This is a genomic window from Halomonas citrativorans (genome assembly GCF_900163645.1).
Lineage (GTDB): Bacteria > Pseudomonadota > Gammaproteobacteria > Pseudomonadales > Halomonadaceae > Vreelandella > Vreelandella citrativorans.
The window spans coordinates 116982-133745 of the sequence record NZ_FUKM01000033.1 but is presented as its reverse complement, the minus strand read 5'-3'; the positions used below and the strand labels follow the sequence as shown (position 1 = coordinate 133745).

The following is a 16764-nucleotide window of genomic DNA, read 5'->3' as shown; positions in this document are numbered from 1 at the left end:
CTTCGTTGGTTACGCGGAAGGTGGCGTTAGCGAAAACAGCCCTGGGTTCAACCGCGCCTCTTCTTGAATACCCTCATCAATCGGCGTGTCGTAGGTCTTGAGCAAATACCCCAGCACCGAATAGAAGCCGACCATGGCCATCAGGTCGATCACGGCTTCACGCCCAATCGCCTCGGCCAATGTTTCTTCCTGATCGCTTGCCAGCATTCGCTTGTCGAGTAGCGCATCTACCGCGTTAACAATCAGGCCATCAACGCCGTTAATTGATTCAGGCACGCCACGAATAGCGTTTATCCTCGCATCAGAAAACCCTAGCGCCAGCGCACGGCTGACATGGTGAGCCCACTCATAGGCCGACCCCAGGCGAAAACCGGCACGTAGAATCACCACCTCGGTTAACTCGGGGCCTAGGGCGTTGTCTTTCACCACGTGCTGCCGCAACGGCGCCCAGGCGTTTAGCAGGGCCGGATGGTGTGCCATGGTGCGGTAGACGTTCATCGCGCCTGCAAAACCTTCACGTAACTCTGCAATCGCTTCTGGCCAATCGGCGTCGCTCATCGGCGGGCAGGGAGACTGCTTCATGGTGCATTTCCTCTTGTATTATTTGGCTATCGCGCCAGGTTATTCGGCTATTGCTGTCATTTCTAATAACTGTTGCGGCATTTCACCAATTGTTGCAACGTGGGCTATAAGTCTCATCAATATTTCATACGCTCGAATGGCAGCAATACAGCGTATTTAGTGTTTTACAAGCTTACCGAAGTTTCTCGATGCGGTAGCCCTGAACAAGCACGAGCCGATCTATACTTTCGTAACTCAAGTGTTTAAAACGACATTCAAAGCTGATTCGAAGCTACTGAGTCTGTCCCTAAATTGCTACTGCTCTAGCCAACGGCCGTTGAGCGCTGGAAATCGCTCGCGCACCCACTCGACGAAAGCATGGACTTGCGGGGCCAAGTGGGATCGACTGGGGTACAAGACCGATACAGGCCGAGGGCGCGGCCGGTAGCCTCTGAGCACTTCGACTAGGGAGGCATCAGCCAGGTACCGGTCAAGGGTGATACCAGGTGCCTGCAGAATGCCGAAGCCAGCAACACCGCATTCTACATAGGCGTTGGACTCATTGACGGTAATACCCCGTCGGCTGACATAGGTTTGGTCGCTACTCCCATTTAGAAAATGCCAAGGCAGTGGTCGCTTGTTCTGTCCAGAGAGGAACCTGACACCGTAGTGCGCATTCAGGTCGTCCAGTGTCTTAGGCTCACCGTAGTCTTGAAGGTAGCTGGGGGCTGCGCAAGTAACCATGGTCGCTTGGCCTATGCGCCGGGCGACTAAACTCGAATTGGGTAACTCCCCGATGCGTATGACACAGTCTACCCCCTCGGCCACCAGATCCACGGTTCTATCCGTGACCCCTAGTGCAAGCTCAATCTCGGGATAGAGGGCGGTGAACTCTCGAAGGCTCTCAATGAAACCTGGCTGCGCAAATGCGGTAGGGATGTCGATACGTAGCTTTCCATGCATGGTGGCGTCGGGGCGTCCGAACATCGATGTGGCCTCCGCGACGTCGCCGAGGATCTCCTGAGCGCGTTCATAGAACTGCTCACCTTCAGAAGTAAGTCGAACCTTTCGGGTAGTACGATGAAAAAGCCGCACGCCTAAGGACGTCTCTAGCGCCTGAATCGTTCTGGTGACTTGGGGGCGCCCTAACTGCATAGCCTCCGCTGCTTGGGTAAAACTGCCCAGTTCCGCTAATCGGCAAAACACCTGCATTGTCTTGAGTAGCTCCATCAGTTTCTCCCTCGCCCATCCCTTTTGTTGCCATATAAAGCAAATCAACAATGAAGATTGTTACGTTATTAGGCAATAACTATTTCCTTCGCTAGGCATTTATCGAACCGCGCCGATGCCGAACAATAGCGCCAGTTGGTTACTCACCCACCTGGAGATAGGCAATGAAAGCGTGGCTTTTAAAAGATTTTGGTCTCGATAATTTGGTACTTGGCGATACAGCCACCCCTGAACCCAAAGCGGGCGAGCTGCTGGTGAAAGTCGGCGCCGTCTCACTGAACTTTCGTGATAAAGCCATCGTCGATGGCATTTACGAACCGCACATGGTGCCGAAGCCGCTGATCCCGGTTAGCGACGCTTCAGGTACTGTCGTCGCGGTCGGCGAAGGCGTCACCCGATTCACGGTCGGTGACCGCGTCAATTCGCACCTTTACTCACGCTGGCTCGATGGCGAGCCGGGGCCGAACGAGCCCGACTACTGCTTCGGCTCTCCGCTACCGGGCGGCCTAGCCGAATACATGATCATCCACGAGGAAAGCGCTGTTCGTGCCCCTGACAACATGTCTGACGAAGAGGCCTCAACCCTGCCGATTGCCGCGCTGACGGCTTGGTATTCGTTGGTGGACTTCGGCCAGATTCAGCCGGGTCAAACCGTACTCGTGCAAGGGACCGGTGGTGTGTCAATCTTCGCGGTGCAGCTTGCCACCGCGCTTGGCGCAAAGGTGATCATCACCTCCAGCCGTGACGACAATCTGGAAGCGGTGAAGAAGCTCGGCGCTGTCGCCGGCGTAAACTATCGGACAAACCCACGCTGGGAAGAGGAAGTGCTAAAGCTCACCGATGGTAAAGGCGTAGACCTTCTACTGGATGTTGCGGGTGGTGAGGGGCTGAACCAGTCTATCGCGGCCACCAAGGCCGCAGGCAAGATCGCGCAGATCGGCTTCCTCACTGGGCAGACGACCACCCTCAACTTAATGCCACTGATATTCCGACAGACAACCATTCGGGGAATCGCGGTAGCACCTCGTTCGTCCTTTGATCGCATGAATGACTTCCTGAACCAGCACGCAATCCGGCCGGTGATCGACCACGTCTATTCGTTTGACGAAGCTCCTCAGGCTTACGAGCACCTAGCCCGCGGTGCGTTCGGCAAAGTAGTCATCAAAGTTTCCTAAGTGCTGGGCGCGAGGAATCTGAGGTTGAATAAGCACCGCTCTAAAAGAGCCTGACACTGGAGTTACAGTAATGAATACAATTAAAAACCTTCCTCGCCTTGCGGGCGTCTTAGGGCTAGCAGGGATTCTGGCGGCGACTCAAATGGCGTTTGCGGCCCCCACCGATCAGTATCAACAAGCGGCTGGCTTTTATCGGCAAATGGTGGGCGAAACGGTTGTGACCGCTGTTTATGATGGTTACGTCGACCTTGACCCGAATCACCTTTCGGGCTTGTCCCAGGACAAGATTCAAGAACACATCTTCAACGAGTATCAAAAGGCATCGCCGCTCGTACAGACGGCCGTAAACGCTTTTCTGGTCGACGATGGTGAGCAATTGGTCTTAATTGACTCAGGTTCTTCGGACTGTTTCGGACCGACCATGGGCCGGATGGTCGACAACATCCGTGCCGCAGGTTTCGAGCCGGAAGAAGTCGATACCGTATTATTGACGCACATGCACCCTGACCATGCCTGCGGTGTGGCACTACCAGATGGCGAGCGGGCCTTCCCCAATGCGACTGTTTGGGCAGCCAGCCGTGATGCGGAGTATTGGCTCAACGAAGATATGGAAAGCACTCTTCCAGAAGATCAACGACCCTTCTTCCAAATGGCGCGTAATGCGATTGTGCCCTACGACAGTGCAGGCAAGTTCAAGACCTTCAACGATGGAGATTCCATCGTTCCGGGCATCCAATTAGTACCGTCGAACGGCCATACGCCTGGCCACACGTCCTACCTACTGAGTTCTGGCACTGAGAAGCTTCTGTTGTGGGGTGACATTGTCCATATGCACTCTGTGCAGCTACAGCATCCAGACGTCACGATTGCAGTGGATGTCGATCCAGAAGCAGCCATTGCATCACGTACTAGGCTATTAGCTGAGGCTACGAGCGAGCGTTGGCTCGTTGCCGCAGCGCATTTGCCCTTCCCTGGCATAGGCCATCTGCAAGGCGAGGAGACGGGTTACCGTTGGGTGCCGGTGGAATATCGCAACCCGATTAACTCCGAACGCTAAATCGCTTCTGCGTTGTCTCAAGAGGCCATGGGGAATCGTGGCCTCTTTTATTAACGAGACAATCGACAGCCATAAATGCAATTTTTCTTTAGAGGTAGGTTATGCCTGACCTTCATCCCCCCGCTGGCCTAGCGAATAGTGTTTTTAGTACGGTTTTCCGACCGGAAAAACTCACTTTCGGCATCCTAGCCCCCCTTGAAGGATATCCCCTGAGCGACACCCCTACCATGGAAGGGCATACCGCGCTGGCCAAGCAGGCAGACAATCTTGGTTTCGCTGCGCTATGGCTGCGCGATGTGCCGTTCCGTGATCCTGCCTTCGGCGATGTCGCGCAGATCTACGATCCCATGGTTTACGCAAGTTGGCTGACTGCCGTTACGCAGCGAATCGCGATCGGAACCGCTGGTATGATTCTGCCGCTGCGCGATCCTATCGCCATCGCCAAGCAAGCGCTGTCAGTGGATCAACTCTCGAATGGCCGCTTCGTACTGGGTGTGTCCACCGGAGACCGGCCATCCGAGTATCCTGCCTTCGGAGTTGATTTCGAAAATCGCACCGAGCGTTTCCGTGATGCTTACTCGATGATAAAGGTACTCGCTAACGAGTCTTTCCCGGTTCATCAGACAAGTAATTTTGGCTCATTGGATGGTTCTTTAGACCTAGTGCCTAAGGCGTTTAATGCGCGGTTGCCCCTAGTGGCGGTCGGCCGTTGTGGCCAGGACATTTCCTGGTTAGCCGACAACATGGATGGCTGGATCTGGCACCAGAGCAATCTGGACCACCTGCCCAAGCTGATTGAAGCATGGCGCTCAGTATGCGGTCCTGAGACGTTCAAACCGTACGGTTACGGGACGTTCTTCGAGCTGGACAGCAATCCAAATGCACCACTGAGGTGGGGGCGAGGCTTACGGGGTGGGCGCAAAACGCTCATTGATTTATGGCAACGCCAACGCGACCAGGGCGTCTCACATGTTGCATTAAACATGCGCGTATCACACCGATCAGTGAAAGATACCCTTCAGGAACTTGGCGACCACGTACTGCCACTTTTCACCTAAACGGCCAAACAGGGCATCGCGATGTCTGTCAGTTGCAGTTATTGTTGCGATGTTTGAACAAATGCTGCGACAAGGTAACGCGAAGCGATACACAGGGGTGTGCAACGCTAGCAAGAAGGATAGCGCCAAGCGTTACCATGGTATGGGACTACAACGATACCAGCGATTCTCACCCTCAATTTTGTCTCTGTCCCACCGTTTGATACGGATGCTCGCATCCTCGATGCAGACCATGTGGTTAGCCGTAACACGGTACCGCTTAGTCTCTTGTAGTGCCGCCTCTTCATCTATTACTGGATAGTCTCCGTTGCTGTCACCATTGTGCCGCACCTGAACCCTTGATATATCAACCTTCGATGGTTGTCGCATATATTCCTGCACCAATGGAACACTGTCGCGTTATTTGGCCTCAATCATGTCGCAATCATTGGTGTAAAAAACGCATATATGATTGATTCCTGCCTCTATCCGTCGCGTCAATTATTGAAACTGTTAATTGCGGCGTCAATCGCCTGAGCAATCCGTTCAATGAGTAGATCAATCTCGTCTGCCTGGATGGTATAGGGGGGCGCGAGCAGCACGTGATCGCCATACACGCCATCAATCGTACCGCCCATGGGATAGCTGATCAGGCCCCGTGCCATGGCCTGCCGCTTGATCCTGGCGTGAATCTTTCGAGCGGGATCAAACGGCGTCTTTAGCTCGCGGTCGGCCACCAACTCGATGCCACGAAACAATCCCCTGCCTCGAATATCGCCCACATAAGGTGACGCGCCCAGCGCCGCTTCAAGGCCACTTTGCAAGCGCGCACCCATAGCGTTTACATTCGCCAGTGTTTCAGGCCGTGCGATGATCTCGACAACCTTGTTGGCAGCGGCAGCCGCGACCGGGTGACCAAGATACGTATGCCCATGCTGAAAAAGGCCGGAGCCGTTGGCGAAGCTATCAAAAATAGCGGAGGACAATAGCACAGCCCCAATCGGCTGGTAGCCGCCGCCCAGGCCTTTGGCCACGGTGAGAATATCGGGCGTGATGCCGTCCTGCTCGCAGGCAAACAGGGTGCCTGTGCGCCCCATGCCGCACATGACTTCATCGAGAATCAGCAGTACGCCATGCTGGTCGCAGATTTTACGCACTCGCTTGAAGTAATCGGCCTCAGAGGCCACCGCGCCAAGCGTGGCCCCCACCACCGGTTCGGCCACAAACGCCATCACGCTTTCAGGGCCCAGCTCGAGAATCTTGGCCTCAAGCTCATCGGCAAGCCTTGCGGCGTACGCCTCAAAAGATACGTCGCTTGCCTTGTCACGGTAGGCGTAGCAGGGCGAAACGTGGTGCGTTTGAGGCAAAAGCGGCTGAAACTGCTGCCTACGCATGGCGTTGCCGCCGGTGGCAAGCGCGCCCAGTGTATTGCCATGATAGCTCTGGCGCCGGGCAATAATATGCCGCCGCTCTGGCCTGCCGGTTTCGACAAAATACTGGCGGGCCATTTTTAACGCGGCCTCTACGGCTTCTGAACCGCCGGATACCAGATAGACATAATCCAGCCCGTCTGGCGCCAAGTTCACCAACTGCTCGGCCAGTTCCTCGGCGGCATCCGTGGTGAAAAAGCCGGTATGGGCGTAGCAGAGGTTATCAATTTGAGCGCGCATGGCCGCCAGCACTTCCGGATGGCCGTGCCCCACACTCGTCACCGCCGCCCCGCCCGAACCATCCAGATAGCGGCGCCCCTCGGTATCAGTGATATAAACGCCCTGCGCTGACGCCGCATGCGGTAACGCCTGACCAATACTGCGATGAAGAATACGCGTCATAGCCCTTTCCTCTTCAGATGACCATCAACCACACTATTTAGAATAAGAGTGACACGACCGAGGTCGCCAATGCAACACACCAATCTTTAATTGAAAAATTAAAACAATTGGATCATTATTTTATCGAAAAGCGCCCTTACCCTCGTGCGCAATCATCTAAAGCCCTTGGGCGTATTCAAGAGGCAGCTCTTCTATGTCATCAAAAAGCCCTATGTCAAAAAGCCCCATGCCAACAAGCCCTACATCAAAAAGCTCTGCGTCAAAAAGCCCTGTATCTCAGAGCGATCCGTTAAGAGAGCAGATCATTGCGCAGTTCGATGGTATGTCAGCACAGCTGCAACAGGCCGCGCGCTACGTACTTGAGCATCCGGAAGAAGTGGCCTTGGTGTCCATGCGCGAACTGGCGCGCTTGGCGGCGGTTCAACCAGCGACCATGACGCGGCTTGCCAAGATGCTGGGCTTTCAGGGCTATAACGAAATTCGCGCCCACTATGCTGAAACGGTGCGTCAGCGAAACGATGGCTTTGCGGCCAAGGTGCGCCAACGTGATGGTCAGGCGGCAAGCGCGCCAGGCAGTGATATTGCGCATCACATGCTGCACGGGTTAAGCGCCCAAATAGCCGCGCTTTGCGAGCCTGAACCGCTACAACGCTTGACCGCCATGGCCAGCAAGCTGGCTGCAGCCAAAAAAATCTATGTGCTGGGGTTACGTTCAAGCCATGTGGTGGCTTGGCATTTTCATTACGTTATGTCGCTGCTGGGCGAGCGCTCGGTACATCTTGATGGGCCTGCTGGCACAGGGGGCGATGCCCTGATTCGTGCAAAACCGGATGAGGTGCTGCTGGTCATATCCATCAACCCCTACGCGCGCGATACGTTAACGCTTGCGCAGTTAGCAAAAGATAAAGGCCTGGCGGTTCTCTCGATCACCGATAGCGAGGTATCACCGCTGGTGAGTATTTCCGAGCATACGGTTTACTGCGCCACCGAGAGCTACAGCTTCTTTCATACTCTGGCCCCTGCGCTGGCCGTTTCGGAAGTGCTCTGCACGCTGCTGGCCGAGCGTGACCGCCCTGCCACGCTAGCAGCACTGCAGGACGCCGATGACCACCTTGCGCATCTTAATACCTACTCGAATGCGCTCCCCCGGCGAGAGTGAACGCTACCGCTTTGGTTGGCTTCGGGCGCAACAAGCATTGATGCTGCCCATAAAAAAGTGCCCAGCCAAGGCCGGGCACTGCGCGACAAGATAAGAGTTTCTGCTTGCCTGATTAACGCCTAGGCGGTGTCAAGGTGTCGTTGCCTTGCGTATTACCGGAGGGCGTACTTGAGCCTGCAAGGCCGGGTTCGGTGACTCCCTTAGCCGTATTCGGCGTGGTGCCCGTGGTGCTTGCGCTAATGCTTGAAGCCGAACCATGGCCTGTGGGGCTGCTGCTTGATGACATGCCCGGCGTTGCATAAGACGCTGAAGGCTGGCCGGAAGTCGAATGCGTGTGGTCAGAATGCGCGTCTTCTTTCATGTGCTCGGCTTTCTCATGAATCTTTTGCTGGGCTTTATCCACCTGCTCGTGGCCCGCTTCGGATGCCTTATGCAAGGCGCGGTCGCGGTATTCGCCCATATATTCATCCTCTTTACGCGTAGTGGGGAACAGCCCCGCTAACGCAGCACCTAGCGCAAACCCTAGCGCACCAACAACCAGCGGATGCTCCTGAATAAACTCAGAGGATTGACTGCCCGCGTGGCGAGCGCGATCCGACATGTTGTGCAGGTGATCCCGCGTGCCATGTTGAAGGTGGGATGTGGTGTCTCGCATACTGCCTCCCATATGCTGTGCCTTTTCGCCAAGATGATGCGCTTTGTCGCCAAGGTGGTGAGCGGTATCTCTGGCCTTTTGGCTAATATGATGAGCCTTGTCTTTCGCCCCCTCTTTCATGCTGCTCATACGGCCTTTGCTACTGCTGTGATGTGCTGGATTACCGGCAACGTAGCCTGGCGTACCGCTATAGATAGGCGTTCCATCATCGGTATGTGTCCCTTCATGAACCGGCACTCCCGGCGAGCCGTGAGAACCGCTCACCGCATGTTCATCTGCATAGCGGTGCGAAGACGCATGCTGATCGCGCCGTTCATGATTCGGGTGACGCTGGGAAAGCATTAACCAGCCAAGACCGGCAGTGGTCATCAAAAACGGCAGCGGGTGCTGCTTGATCGCTGCGCCAAGGTTGGACACAAATTCGTTAGCACCGCCATGACGAATATAGTCATAAGAGCTGTTTAACAGCTGCTGAGGAGAGAAGCGCTCTTCAATTTCATGCAGCGTGGCGTCAAGGCGTTCACGCGAGCGATGAATGTCCTTTTCAATCTCTTCGGTGCTGCGATGGCCATGGTGGTCACGCTGATTATGGGTATCGCTGTGGCTGTCGTTATGGCCGTGATCGCTCATTTCAACTCCTCCTTGACGTTATGCCTATGCTCTCTGGCGAGCTCCCTGTCGGTCTTTAGGCTATGCAACGTGCGATCAGGCACCAGGTTGCGCGCCTGAAGTTTGGCAAGCCCACTTTTAAGCATCACGATGCCAATTACCGATACCACCACGCCTACGATAATGGCAGAGAGCCAAGGCGTCATATCAGGAGGAAGCACCTCATTGAGCATAAAGACAAGGGCGGCAAGCAGCGTGAGAAAGCCGCCTAAAAGCACCACGCCTGCGACCGCAATGGCCGCTAAGGAGATCATGGCCTGATGCGTTTTTTCCGACACCTCTGCCTTGGCAAGCTCGGCTTCATTGCGCACTAACGACGTTATTTCCTGCATCACCGTCGCTAAAAGCGAGCCGACCGACGAGCCTTGTGGGGGCGTATTCTGATCTGAATCCATTCATAACCTCTCTTGCCCTTGATTAAGGGCGTACAACTCAATCTTTTAAACTTGGCGGCAAGTTGATCCGCAGTTGGCGGCTACACAGGCCAGCTACAGCCGACCGGAGCCACCGGGCTTATGGGTTGAACCTGGCGTAGCAGTAGTGTTATCGGCCGTGCCGCCGGGCGTTGCCGTAGGCGCTGAGCGTTGCTGTGTGGGGTCCGAGGCACGCGAAGATGCCCCACCCATCACGCCACCTTCCGGGTTCTCAGGCGTAGGAGACTCATGGCTTGAATAAGCACCCGATGACGGATGAGCATAACTACTTGGGCCGTTTGAATAACGGCTTGAACCGCCAGACGAGTGCGAATGCTTGCCTGAGCTACGCAAGAAGCGTGTCACCAAAAAACCAGCAGCAATCGCCCCGCCAACGAACAATGCAGGCTCACGCTCGCTGAAGCTTTTCGCTTCCTGGCAGATGCTGTTTAAGTCTTTGTCGCGTAGCTTGTTTGAAAAACGATCAGCTGTATCGGCGAACTTTCTCGCCTGTTGTGAGAAGTACGGCTGATCTTGATGATCAAACTCATCGGCCATCTTACGAAAAGCGCTGGTAAATTTTTGCGTCTGCTCGGTGGCGGTATCACGCTGCTGATTGTAAAAGCTTTCAGCCTGATGCTGAGCCGCTTCACCTACGTCATGTGCCGCATCGCGCCCTTGCTGTTTGAGCGAGTCGGTATTTGAAGAACCTGGGTCAGCCTGTTTTCCATAATCGTTCATTTGTTACTTCCTCCTTGTCGTTTCACGCGTTAATGTACTTGTTAGCAAGCACGTATTAACAAACACTTATTAACAAGCAGCGGCTTGAAACAAAACGAACTGAACCGCTAATCAATTAAACACACGCAATAGATAACGAGCTCACCACCTAAATAGTCGTTTAATATAAATCGGCTTTTTTACTATAGTTACCCATCACCCTCTGTCAACTTATAAGCTTGGACACACTCTTGCGGCACCGCTATTTAACCAATATCAAAAAACATTTAATTAAAAGCAAAGCCCAGCCTTTAACAAACATCAACCAAGCCGCCTCGACCTCCCACCACAGCTATCTTTCCTCACATCCAGCAGGGATAAATCACTGCATCCCTCAAGCTGTTCATCTCAGCGCATCAGGGCCTAAAACACCCAACCCACCATTTAAAGATCTACGCAAAGAAACCTTAAAGCTCAACAAACACATTACATGGTTGAGATAAAAAGATTAAAAGGATAAACAACTCACCTATACCAACCCAAGCCTATAAAAACCTTTTACCCATTAACCCCGAACTTTATAATAATTCAATCTTTTATAAATAAAACGTACTTGAATTGGCTCTTGATAAAACCTTGCGCTAGTGTAAGTAACGCAGAAATACGATTAGGCCACGGCTTTTCGTAGAGGAAGGATTAACGTCCCAACAAGGAGTCACTGCACATGAGCGATCAGAAACAGCCGCCTCAGCACCAGAATAAACAGCCCGGTGATGAGCATGAAATGCGTCCGGAACCTGAATTTATTCGTGATAGCTATAAAGGCACCGATAAGCTTGTTGATAAGGTAGCGATTATTACCGGCGGTGATAGCGGTATTGGGCGCGCGGTAGCGGTACATTACGCCCGTGAAGGCGCCGATAGTGTGATTGTTCACCTTAAAGAGCCTAAAGATGCCGAAGATACGAAAGCCTTGGTAGAAGCGGAAGGTCGCCGCTGCCTGGTATTACAGGGCGATGTAGCTGACCCCGCCTTTTGTCGTGACATCGTTAAAAAAACGCTAGACCACTTCGGCAAGCTTAATATTCTGGTCAACAATGCGGCCGAACAGTACGACTGGAGCGATCTGACCGAGATCCCCGATGATCAGATAACACGCACCTTTCAGACCAATCTGTTTAGCCATTTCTACCTTTCCAAGGCAGCGTTACCTCATCTGGAGGAAGGCGATACCATTATTGCCACCTCCTCCATTAATGCCTTTAAAGGCAACAACACGCTGATCGATTACAGCGCCACTAAAGGGGCCATCCAGGGTTTAATGCGCTCGCTTGCCATGTCGCTGGTCGGTCGCGGTATTCGGGTGAACGCTGTTGCCCCAGGCCCGGTATGGACGCCGCTGATCCCAGCAAGCTTTGACGATGAGAAAGTCGCCGAGTTTGGCGGGCAAGTACCCATGAAGCGCGCCGGGCAACCGAGCGAAATGGGGCCTGCCTATGTGTACCTGGCAAGCGAAGAGTCTTCGTACATGACGGGGCAGACGATCCACCTGAACGGTGGGGTTATTTTAAATACGTAAGCCCGGCACAGGTGTTAAAAACCAAAAGATGTTAAAGGCCAAAAGATGCAAGAGAGCTGGGCGGCTTTGCCGCCCAAGTGCACCATCAAACTTCAACCCCGGCACCGCTGCGCGCTGCTCCCGCGGGTGCGCTGCGCTTACCACACGCTACGTTATTGGCTAAACTTTCAGCGTTTTCAGTAATACCTTCGATTTGCGTGCGTGGTTATAGGCTTCGCGCTTTAAAGGGGGTAACTCTTCAAGGCTGGCGGTCTGAAAGCCGTGCTCCACAAACCAGTGTGCAGTATGGGTGGTTAACACGAAGATTTCGCTGACACCGCGCTGGCGTGCGCGGCGTTCCAGCGCTTCCATTAAGCGCTCACCGCGTTCGCCCCCGCGGTAATTACCGTGCACGGCCACACAGGCCAACTCGGCAACCGTGGTGCCAGGGAACACGTGCAGCGCGGCGCAGCCAATCACCATGCCATCGCGTTCGATAACCATATAGTCATCAATTTCATGCTCCAAACGCTCACGCGAGCGCGCCACTAGCATGCCGCGGTGCTCCAGCGGTTCAAGCAGTTCCAGCAGGCCCGCAATATCGTTTAGCGTCGCTGAGCGTAGCTGCTCGTAACGGTGCTGGGTAATCATGGTGCCCACGCCATCGCGGGTGAAAAGCTCACCCAGCAGCGCATCGTGATTGCGCCACGACAACAGGTGGGTGCGGGCCACACCCTCACGTGCAGCGCTGCAAGCAGCTTGGAGGTGGCGGGCAAGCTCGCTGCCAGGCAGCGCACTCTCAAGCCGGGGTTCAGCATCGGCAGGGGTTAGCTGGCGCAGCAAGGCGCCCCCTTCATCCTGTAAACCCTCTGATTCGCCCAGCAGGATCAGCTTGTCGGCCTTGAGCGCAACGGCAGCATGCTGGGCGACTTCCGCGGCGTCCAGGTCGAACACTTCGCCGGTGCTTGAGAAACCCAGTGGCGGCAGGAGTACCAGCGAGCCCTTGTCGAGCAGCCCTTCAATGGCGCCAGCCCGAACGCGGCGTACTTCGCCGCTATGATCAAAGTCCACACCCTCCCGAACACCCAAGGGCTTGGCGGTGACCAGGTTCCCGGAAATCACGCTAAGCTCTACACCATGAAGTGGCGTGCTGGGCAGGCCAAGCGATAACCGAGCTTCAAGCCAAAGCCGTTGATGGGCAGCAACCTGCTCTACGTGAGTCATTACTGCGCGGTCGGCCACCCAGCGTCCATTAACGCGCATGGGTTCAACCCCTGCCTGGCCAAGCGCTTCCTGCACTTGCGGGCGGGTGCCAAACACCACCACCAAGCGCACGCCCAAGGTATGCAGCAGGGCTAAATCCTGAATCAATTGCTCCCCACGGCCAGACGCCATAGCTTCGCCTTCAATCAAGATGACGAAGGTTCGCCCCCGGTGTGCATTAATGTAGGGGGATGCGTTACGAAACCAATCAACAAAGGGGAAATGCTTATCCAAGGGCCGCTCTCCGGCAGCAGATGAAAGAAAAAACCGGCGTTTACAACACTACTCGCGTTACTTTACCAGAGCGCAAAAAACAGCGGCACCTTCTATTGCAAATCGGCTAGCGCAAATCTGCATGAAGGTGCCGCTGATCTTGAGGCTTTTCGTGCTGGCGTACGCCGGGCGGCGCCGCCTGTAACACCGTTAGCCGAACATGCCTTTAAACATAAAGAAGAACACAATCGCTAAACCCGCACCGGCGGGCAGCGTAATCAACCACGAGACAACAATGGTGCCGATAACGCGCAGGTTAAGTGCCGCCATACCGCGCGCCAGCCCTACACCCAGCACCGCACCGACCAACGTATGGGTCGTTGAAATTGGCAGGCCCGTGCCCGAGGCAACAACGACGGTACTCGCAGCGGCAAGCGTTGCGGCAAAGCCACGGCTAGGGGTGAGTTCGGTGATCCCGGTGCCCACGGTAGCAATTACCCGACGCCCATATGTCACCAGACCAACGACGATACCCGCGCCGCCCAACACCAGCACCCACCAGGGCACCAGCGCCGCGCTATCAATCATGCCTTCGCTACGCACTACGCTGATTACTGCGGCCAGCGGGCCCACCGCATTGGCGACATCGTTGGAACCGTGGGCAAAGGCCATGGCACACGCGGTAAAGATCATCAGCACACCGAAAACACGCTCTACATTGGCATAGCCAAAGTGGTCATTGGCGTTCTGGGTGTACTTGATACGCCGCTGCATCACTATGCCAAGGCCCATGATCAGCACACCGATCAGAATCGAAAGCAGCAGGCTTTCGCTGAAGCTAAGATGCAGGCCAACATGAGAAAGCCCTTTGGTCAGCGTCACCATGGCAACAATAAAGCCGACCAAAAACACATAGCCCGGCACATAGCGCTTGGCCGCCGCAAACGGATCTGCACTCTCGAAAATCAAATGGTGTACAGACTTAAACAGCATATAGCCGATGGTACCGGCAATCAGCGGAGAAATGGCCCAACTAGAGGCAATCTGACCGACCTTATCCCAGGCCACCGCATCAACGCCTAACCCTACCGCTGCGAAACCGACAATGGCGCCAACAATGGAGTGTGTGGTCGACACCGGCCAGCCACGGGCAGAAGCGACCATCAGCCAAATGCCTGCCGCCAACAGCGCTGACAGCATGCCGTAAACCAAAAACTGTGGGTTGGCTTCAAGCAGGTTCGGGTCGATGATGCCGCCACGAATGGTGGCAGTAACCTCACCACCGGCAAGCCAGGCACCTAAAAACTCGAAAATAACAGCAATGATAATGGCTTGTTTGATGGTGATCGCTTTCGACCCCACCGACGTTCCCATGGCGTTGGCAACATCGTTTGCGCCGACGCCCCACGCCATGAAAAAGCCAAATAAACAGGCCAGAATAATAAATATCTCGCCGTACTGGGCAATAATTTGCATTGGTTTCCCTTAGCGTGCGGTCAAAATCTGCAAGCGACTGCCTACGCGCTCAGCACGGTCAGACACTTCACCCACCCATTCGATAATCTTGTAGAGAAAGATCACATCGACGGGCGGTAGCTGGCTTTCAAGCTGAAACAGCTGGCGACGAATGGCCACCTGCTGACTGTCTGCCTGGTGTTCAAGGTTATGCAGCTCACTGATCATATTGCGCATAACATCCGCGACGTTACGCCCAAAGCCTGACTCTAAAAGTTCCATCAGCTCTTCAAGGGCCTGGCGCGCTTGGGCCACACATGCCACGCTAGTCGCCATATAATCGCGCATCGGATTAGCGAGCTCATCAGGCACGCGCATTTTACGGCCTAGCATAATGCCGGTAATGTCGCGCACCTTGTTGGCGATTTTGTCCTGGACGCTAATCAAATCCAGCAGATCAGACCGTGAAACCGGCAGGAACATGGTGCTGGGCAGGTTGAGCCGTAGATCCGTTTTCAGCACATCCGCTTCGTGCTCTAAACGGGTTACGTTTTCACGCAGCTCAGTGGCTGTTTCCCAATCGCCAGCAAGCGATGCTTCAAAAAATGGTAACAGTTGGTCGGCGCATTCATTGGCCTTGACGATGTGGGCCAGCAACGGCTGGAATGGCGAGCGGCCAAACATCGCGGAAAAAGGGTTGGAGGTAACCATAGAGCCTTTTAGCCTGTTTTCGGGGAGCCTGGAAATGGCGACGCCAGTATAAAGAGTGCGCTCGCCGCCGTCATGAAAACTTCATATTGGTAGCAAAAATTTAACCAGTACTTCACGTTTAAGAGTGGCTATTGTCATGAAAAATGCAACACCAATCGAAGTAGAGATAAAGCTTGCGCTTGCCCAAGCCAATATTGAGGCGCTCAAGCACCACCCTTTACTCGACACAAAAACACCGTTAATCCAGACCTTAGCCAATACCTACTTCGACACACCGACCCATGACCTGGCCAACGCACGGATCGCGGTGCGTCTTCGTCAAGTCGATGGTCGCGTGCTGCAAACGGTAAAAACAGCGGGCCAGGGGGGTGGCGGATTATCCAGCCGCCAGGAGTGGGAGTGGCCGGTCGCAAGCGCTGAACTCGACCAGGCAGGGCTTGCCGCGCTGCCGCCTTTTAAAGGTGAGCTTGGTGAACGGCTTACGCAACTGGCGCCGAAACTGCGCACCGACTTTACCCGATATAGCTGGCAACTCGACTGGCAGGGCAGCCAGGTTGAGCTGGTGCTGGATGAGGGCGAAATTGAAAGTGGTGACTACCGCACGCCCATTTGTGAAGTGGAACTGGAGCTTAAAAACGGTGATCCGCAAGCGCTCTGGTCGCTGGCGATTGCGCTGGCAGAACAGGTTCCGCTTCGCCCATCTGATAGCAGCAAGGCATCGCGGGGTAACGCCTTGCGCGCCCAACAGTGGTCGCTTCCTGATGCAACGACACCTGCTGAATGGCTACACCGGGCAACGCTTGCCCTTGATGCCTACCACGATAGCCAGCAGCGCCAGTTCCTAAACCTTACCCACGAAGCGCTGACCCAGTTGGCCGAACACGCATCACTGCCCGAGGACATGAAGGCCCAAGCGGCCCACCTATCCACAGCGCTAGATGACGCTGGTCGGCCGAGTATTACCTATGGCGTGACGCTCTTGACGCTTTCTCATCGTTTAGCGCTGCAAAGCGAGCTAAGCTAACCTTCACGTTGCTTTAGATAGATTCAGGCACG

The 16764-nt window shown here is 54.7% G+C and carries 15 protein-coding genes; 6 read left to right on the top strand and 9 right to left on the bottom strand.

Going from position 1 to position 16764, the window contains the following annotated elements; translation table 11 throughout:
- Nucleotides 1-9: 9 nt before the first annotated feature.
- Together CZ787_RS08180 and CZ787_RS08175 are read right to left on the bottom strand one after the other, a co-directional pair.
- Entirely contained in the window at nucleotides 10-582 is a 573-nt protein-coding gene (locus CZ787_RS08180; protein ID WP_087108025.1) for a carboxymuconolactone decarboxylase family protein, read from the bottom strand.
- Nucleotides 583-876: 294 nt separating this feature from the next.
- Nucleotides 877-1791 (bottom strand): LysR family transcriptional regulator, encoded by a 915-nt coding sequence (locus CZ787_RS08175; RefSeq protein ID WP_176372195.1) that lies wholly within the window; start codon nucleotides 1789-1791, stop codon nucleotides 877-879.
- 164 nt (nucleotides 1792-1955) lie between these two features.
- Here CZ787_RS08175 and CZ787_RS08170 point away from each other — a divergent pair, with 164 nt between their 5' ends.
- The 3 genes from CZ787_RS08170 (at nucleotide 1956) to CZ787_RS08160 (ending at nucleotide 5081) form a co-directional block, all read left to right on the top strand.
- Nucleotides 1956-2966, top strand: coding sequence for a zinc-dependent alcohol dehydrogenase family protein (locus tag CZ787_RS08170; RefSeq protein ID WP_087108023.1), 1011 nt, complete (start codon nucleotides 1956-1958; stop codon nucleotides 2964-2966).
- A gap of 70 nt (nucleotides 2967-3036) precedes the next feature.
- Complete coding sequence (locus CZ787_RS08165) at nucleotides 3037-4023, top strand: MBL fold metallo-hydrolase (RefSeq protein WP_254908588.1); 987 nt, start codon at nucleotides 3037-3039, stop codon at nucleotides 4021-4023.
- 101 nt (nucleotides 4024-4124) lie between these two features.
- The gene (locus CZ787_RS08160; RefSeq protein ID WP_087108021.1) at nucleotides 4125-5081 is read left to right on the top strand and encodes an LLM class oxidoreductase; all 957 of its coding nucleotides are present in this window, start codon (nucleotides 4125-4127) and stop codon (nucleotides 5079-5081) included.
- Nucleotides 5082-5557: 476 nt separating this feature from the next.
- On the opposite strand, the gene CZ787_RS08155 is transcribed toward CZ787_RS08160, so the two are convergent.
- Nucleotides 5558-6892 (bottom strand): aspartate aminotransferase family protein, encoded by a 1335-nt coding sequence (locus CZ787_RS08155; protein WP_087108019.1) that lies wholly within the window; start codon nucleotides 6890-6892, stop codon nucleotides 5558-5560.
- Between the two features lie 193 nt (nucleotides 6893-7085).
- On the opposite strand from CZ787_RS08155, the gene CZ787_RS08150 reads away from it, so the two are divergent.
- A complete protein-coding gene (locus CZ787_RS08150) occupies nucleotides 7086-8051 on the top strand; it encodes a MurR/RpiR family transcriptional regulator (protein ID WP_412767823.1) in 966 nt (321 codons plus the stop codon).
- Nucleotides 8052-8163: 112 nt separating this feature from the next.
- Here CZ787_RS08150 and CZ787_RS08145 read toward each other — a convergent pair whose 3' ends face one another.
- From CZ787_RS08145 to CZ787_RS08135, 3 genes are all read right to left on the bottom strand, one after another.
- The gene (locus CZ787_RS08145; RefSeq protein ID WP_087108017.1) at nucleotides 8164-9336 is read right to left on the bottom strand and encodes a DUF3618 domain-containing protein; all 1173 of its coding nucleotides are present in this window, start codon (nucleotides 9334-9336) and stop codon (nucleotides 8164-8166) included.
- A complete protein-coding gene (locus CZ787_RS08140) occupies nucleotides 9333-9770 on the bottom strand; it encodes a phage holin family protein (protein ID WP_087108016.1) in 438 nt (145 codons plus the stop codon). Before CZ787_RS08140 ends, CZ787_RS08145 begins: the two co-directional genes overlap by 4 nt.
- Nucleotides 9771-9863: 93 nt before the next feature.
- Nucleotides 9864-10529 carry a hypothetical protein gene (locus CZ787_RS08135; RefSeq protein ID WP_176372194.1) on the bottom strand — a complete coding sequence of 222 codons (666 nt, stop codon included), beginning with the start codon at nucleotides 10527-10529 and terminating at the stop codon, nucleotides 9864-9866.
- 703 nt (nucleotides 10530-11232) lie between these two features.
- On the opposite strand from CZ787_RS08135, the gene CZ787_RS08130 reads away from it, so the two are divergent.
- A complete protein-coding gene (locus CZ787_RS08130; protein ID WP_087108015.1) occupies nucleotides 11233-12087 on the top strand; it encodes an SDR family oxidoreductase in 855 nt (284 codons plus the stop codon).
- Between the two features lie 159 nt (nucleotides 12088-12246).
- Here the strand turns inward: CZ787_RS08130 and argA are convergent, their stop codons facing one another.
- The 3 genes from argA to CZ787_RS08115 all read right to left on the bottom strand — a co-directional run bounded on the left by argA (nucleotide 12247) and on the right by CZ787_RS08115 (nucleotide 15708).
- Nucleotides 12247-13563, bottom strand: coding sequence for an amino-acid N-acetyltransferase (argA, locus tag CZ787_RS08125; RefSeq protein WP_087108014.1), 1317 nt, complete (start codon nucleotides 13561-13563; stop codon nucleotides 12247-12249).
- A gap of 189 nt (nucleotides 13564-13752) precedes the next feature.
- Nucleotides 13753-15018: an inorganic phosphate transporter gene (locus tag CZ787_RS08120; RefSeq protein ID WP_087108012.1), complete on the bottom strand. Its 1266-nt coding sequence runs from the start codon at nucleotides 15016-15018 to the stop codon at nucleotides 13753-13755.
- A gap of 9 nt (nucleotides 15019-15027) precedes the next feature.
- Nucleotides 15028-15708 (bottom strand): TIGR00153 family protein, encoded by a 681-nt coding sequence (locus tag CZ787_RS08115; RefSeq protein ID WP_087108010.1) that lies wholly within the window; start codon nucleotides 15706-15708, stop codon nucleotides 15028-15030.
- 136 nt (nucleotides 15709-15844) lie between these two features.
- Here CZ787_RS08115 and CZ787_RS08110 point away from each other — a divergent pair, with 136 nt between their 5' ends.
- Entirely contained in the window at nucleotides 15845-16732 is an 888-nt protein-coding gene (locus CZ787_RS08110) for a CYTH domain-containing protein (RefSeq protein ID WP_087108008.1), read from the top strand.
- Nucleotides 16733-16764: the final 32 nt, after the last annotated feature.

Bases quoted from the DNA above. Each gene is read 5' to 3' on its own strand.
- CZ787_RS08180 (WP_087108025.1), bottom strand. From the start codon at position 582: ATGAAGCAGTCTCCCTGCCCGCCGATGAGCGACGCCGATTGGCCAGAA.
- CZ787_RS08175 (WP_176372195.1), bottom strand. From the start codon at position 1,791: ATGGAGCTACTCAAGACAATGCAGGTGTTTTGCCGATTAGCGGAACTG.
- CZ787_RS08170 (WP_087108023.1), top strand. From the start codon at position 1,956: ATGAAAGCGTGGCTTTTAAAAGATTTTGGTCTCGATAATTTGGTACTT.
- CZ787_RS08165 (WP_254908588.1), top strand. From the start codon at position 3,037: ATGAATACAATTAAAAACCTTCCTCGCCTTGCGGGCGTCTTAGGGCTA.
- CZ787_RS08160 (WP_087108021.1), top strand. From the start codon at position 4,125: ATGCCTGACCTTCATCCCCCCGCTGGCCTAGCGAATAGTGTTTTTAGT.
- CZ787_RS08155 (WP_087108019.1), bottom strand. From the start codon at position 6,892: ATGACGCGTATTCTTCATCGCAGTATTGGTCAGGCGTTACCGCATGCG.
- CZ787_RS08150 (WP_412767823.1), top strand. From the start codon at position 7,086: ATGTCATCAAAAAGCCCTATGTCAAAAAGCCCCATGCCAACAAGCCCT.
- CZ787_RS08145 (WP_087108017.1), bottom strand. From the start codon at position 9,336: ATGAGCGATCACGGCCATAACGACAGCCACAGCGATACCCATAATCAG.
- CZ787_RS08140 (WP_087108016.1), bottom strand. From the start codon at position 9,770: ATGGATTCAGATCAGAATACGCCCCCACAAGGCTCGTCGGTCGGCTCG.
- CZ787_RS08135 (WP_176372194.1), bottom strand. From the start codon at position 10,529: ATGAACGATTATGGAAAACAGGCTGACCCAGGTTCTTCAAATACCGAC.
- CZ787_RS08130 (WP_087108015.1), top strand. From the start codon at position 11,233: ATGAGCGATCAGAAACAGCCGCCTCAGCACCAGAATAAACAGCCCGGT.
- CZ787_RS08120 (WP_087108012.1), bottom strand. From the start codon at position 15,018: ATGCAAATTATTGCCCAGTACGGCGAGATATTTATTATTCTGGCCTGT.
- CZ787_RS08115 (WP_087108010.1), bottom strand. From the start codon at position 15,708: ATGGTTACCTCCAACCCTTTTTCCGCGATGTTTGGCCGCTCGCCATTC.
- CZ787_RS08110 (WP_087108008.1), top strand. From the start codon at position 15,845: ATGAAAAATGCAACACCAATCGAAGTAGAGATAAAGCTTGCGCTTGCC.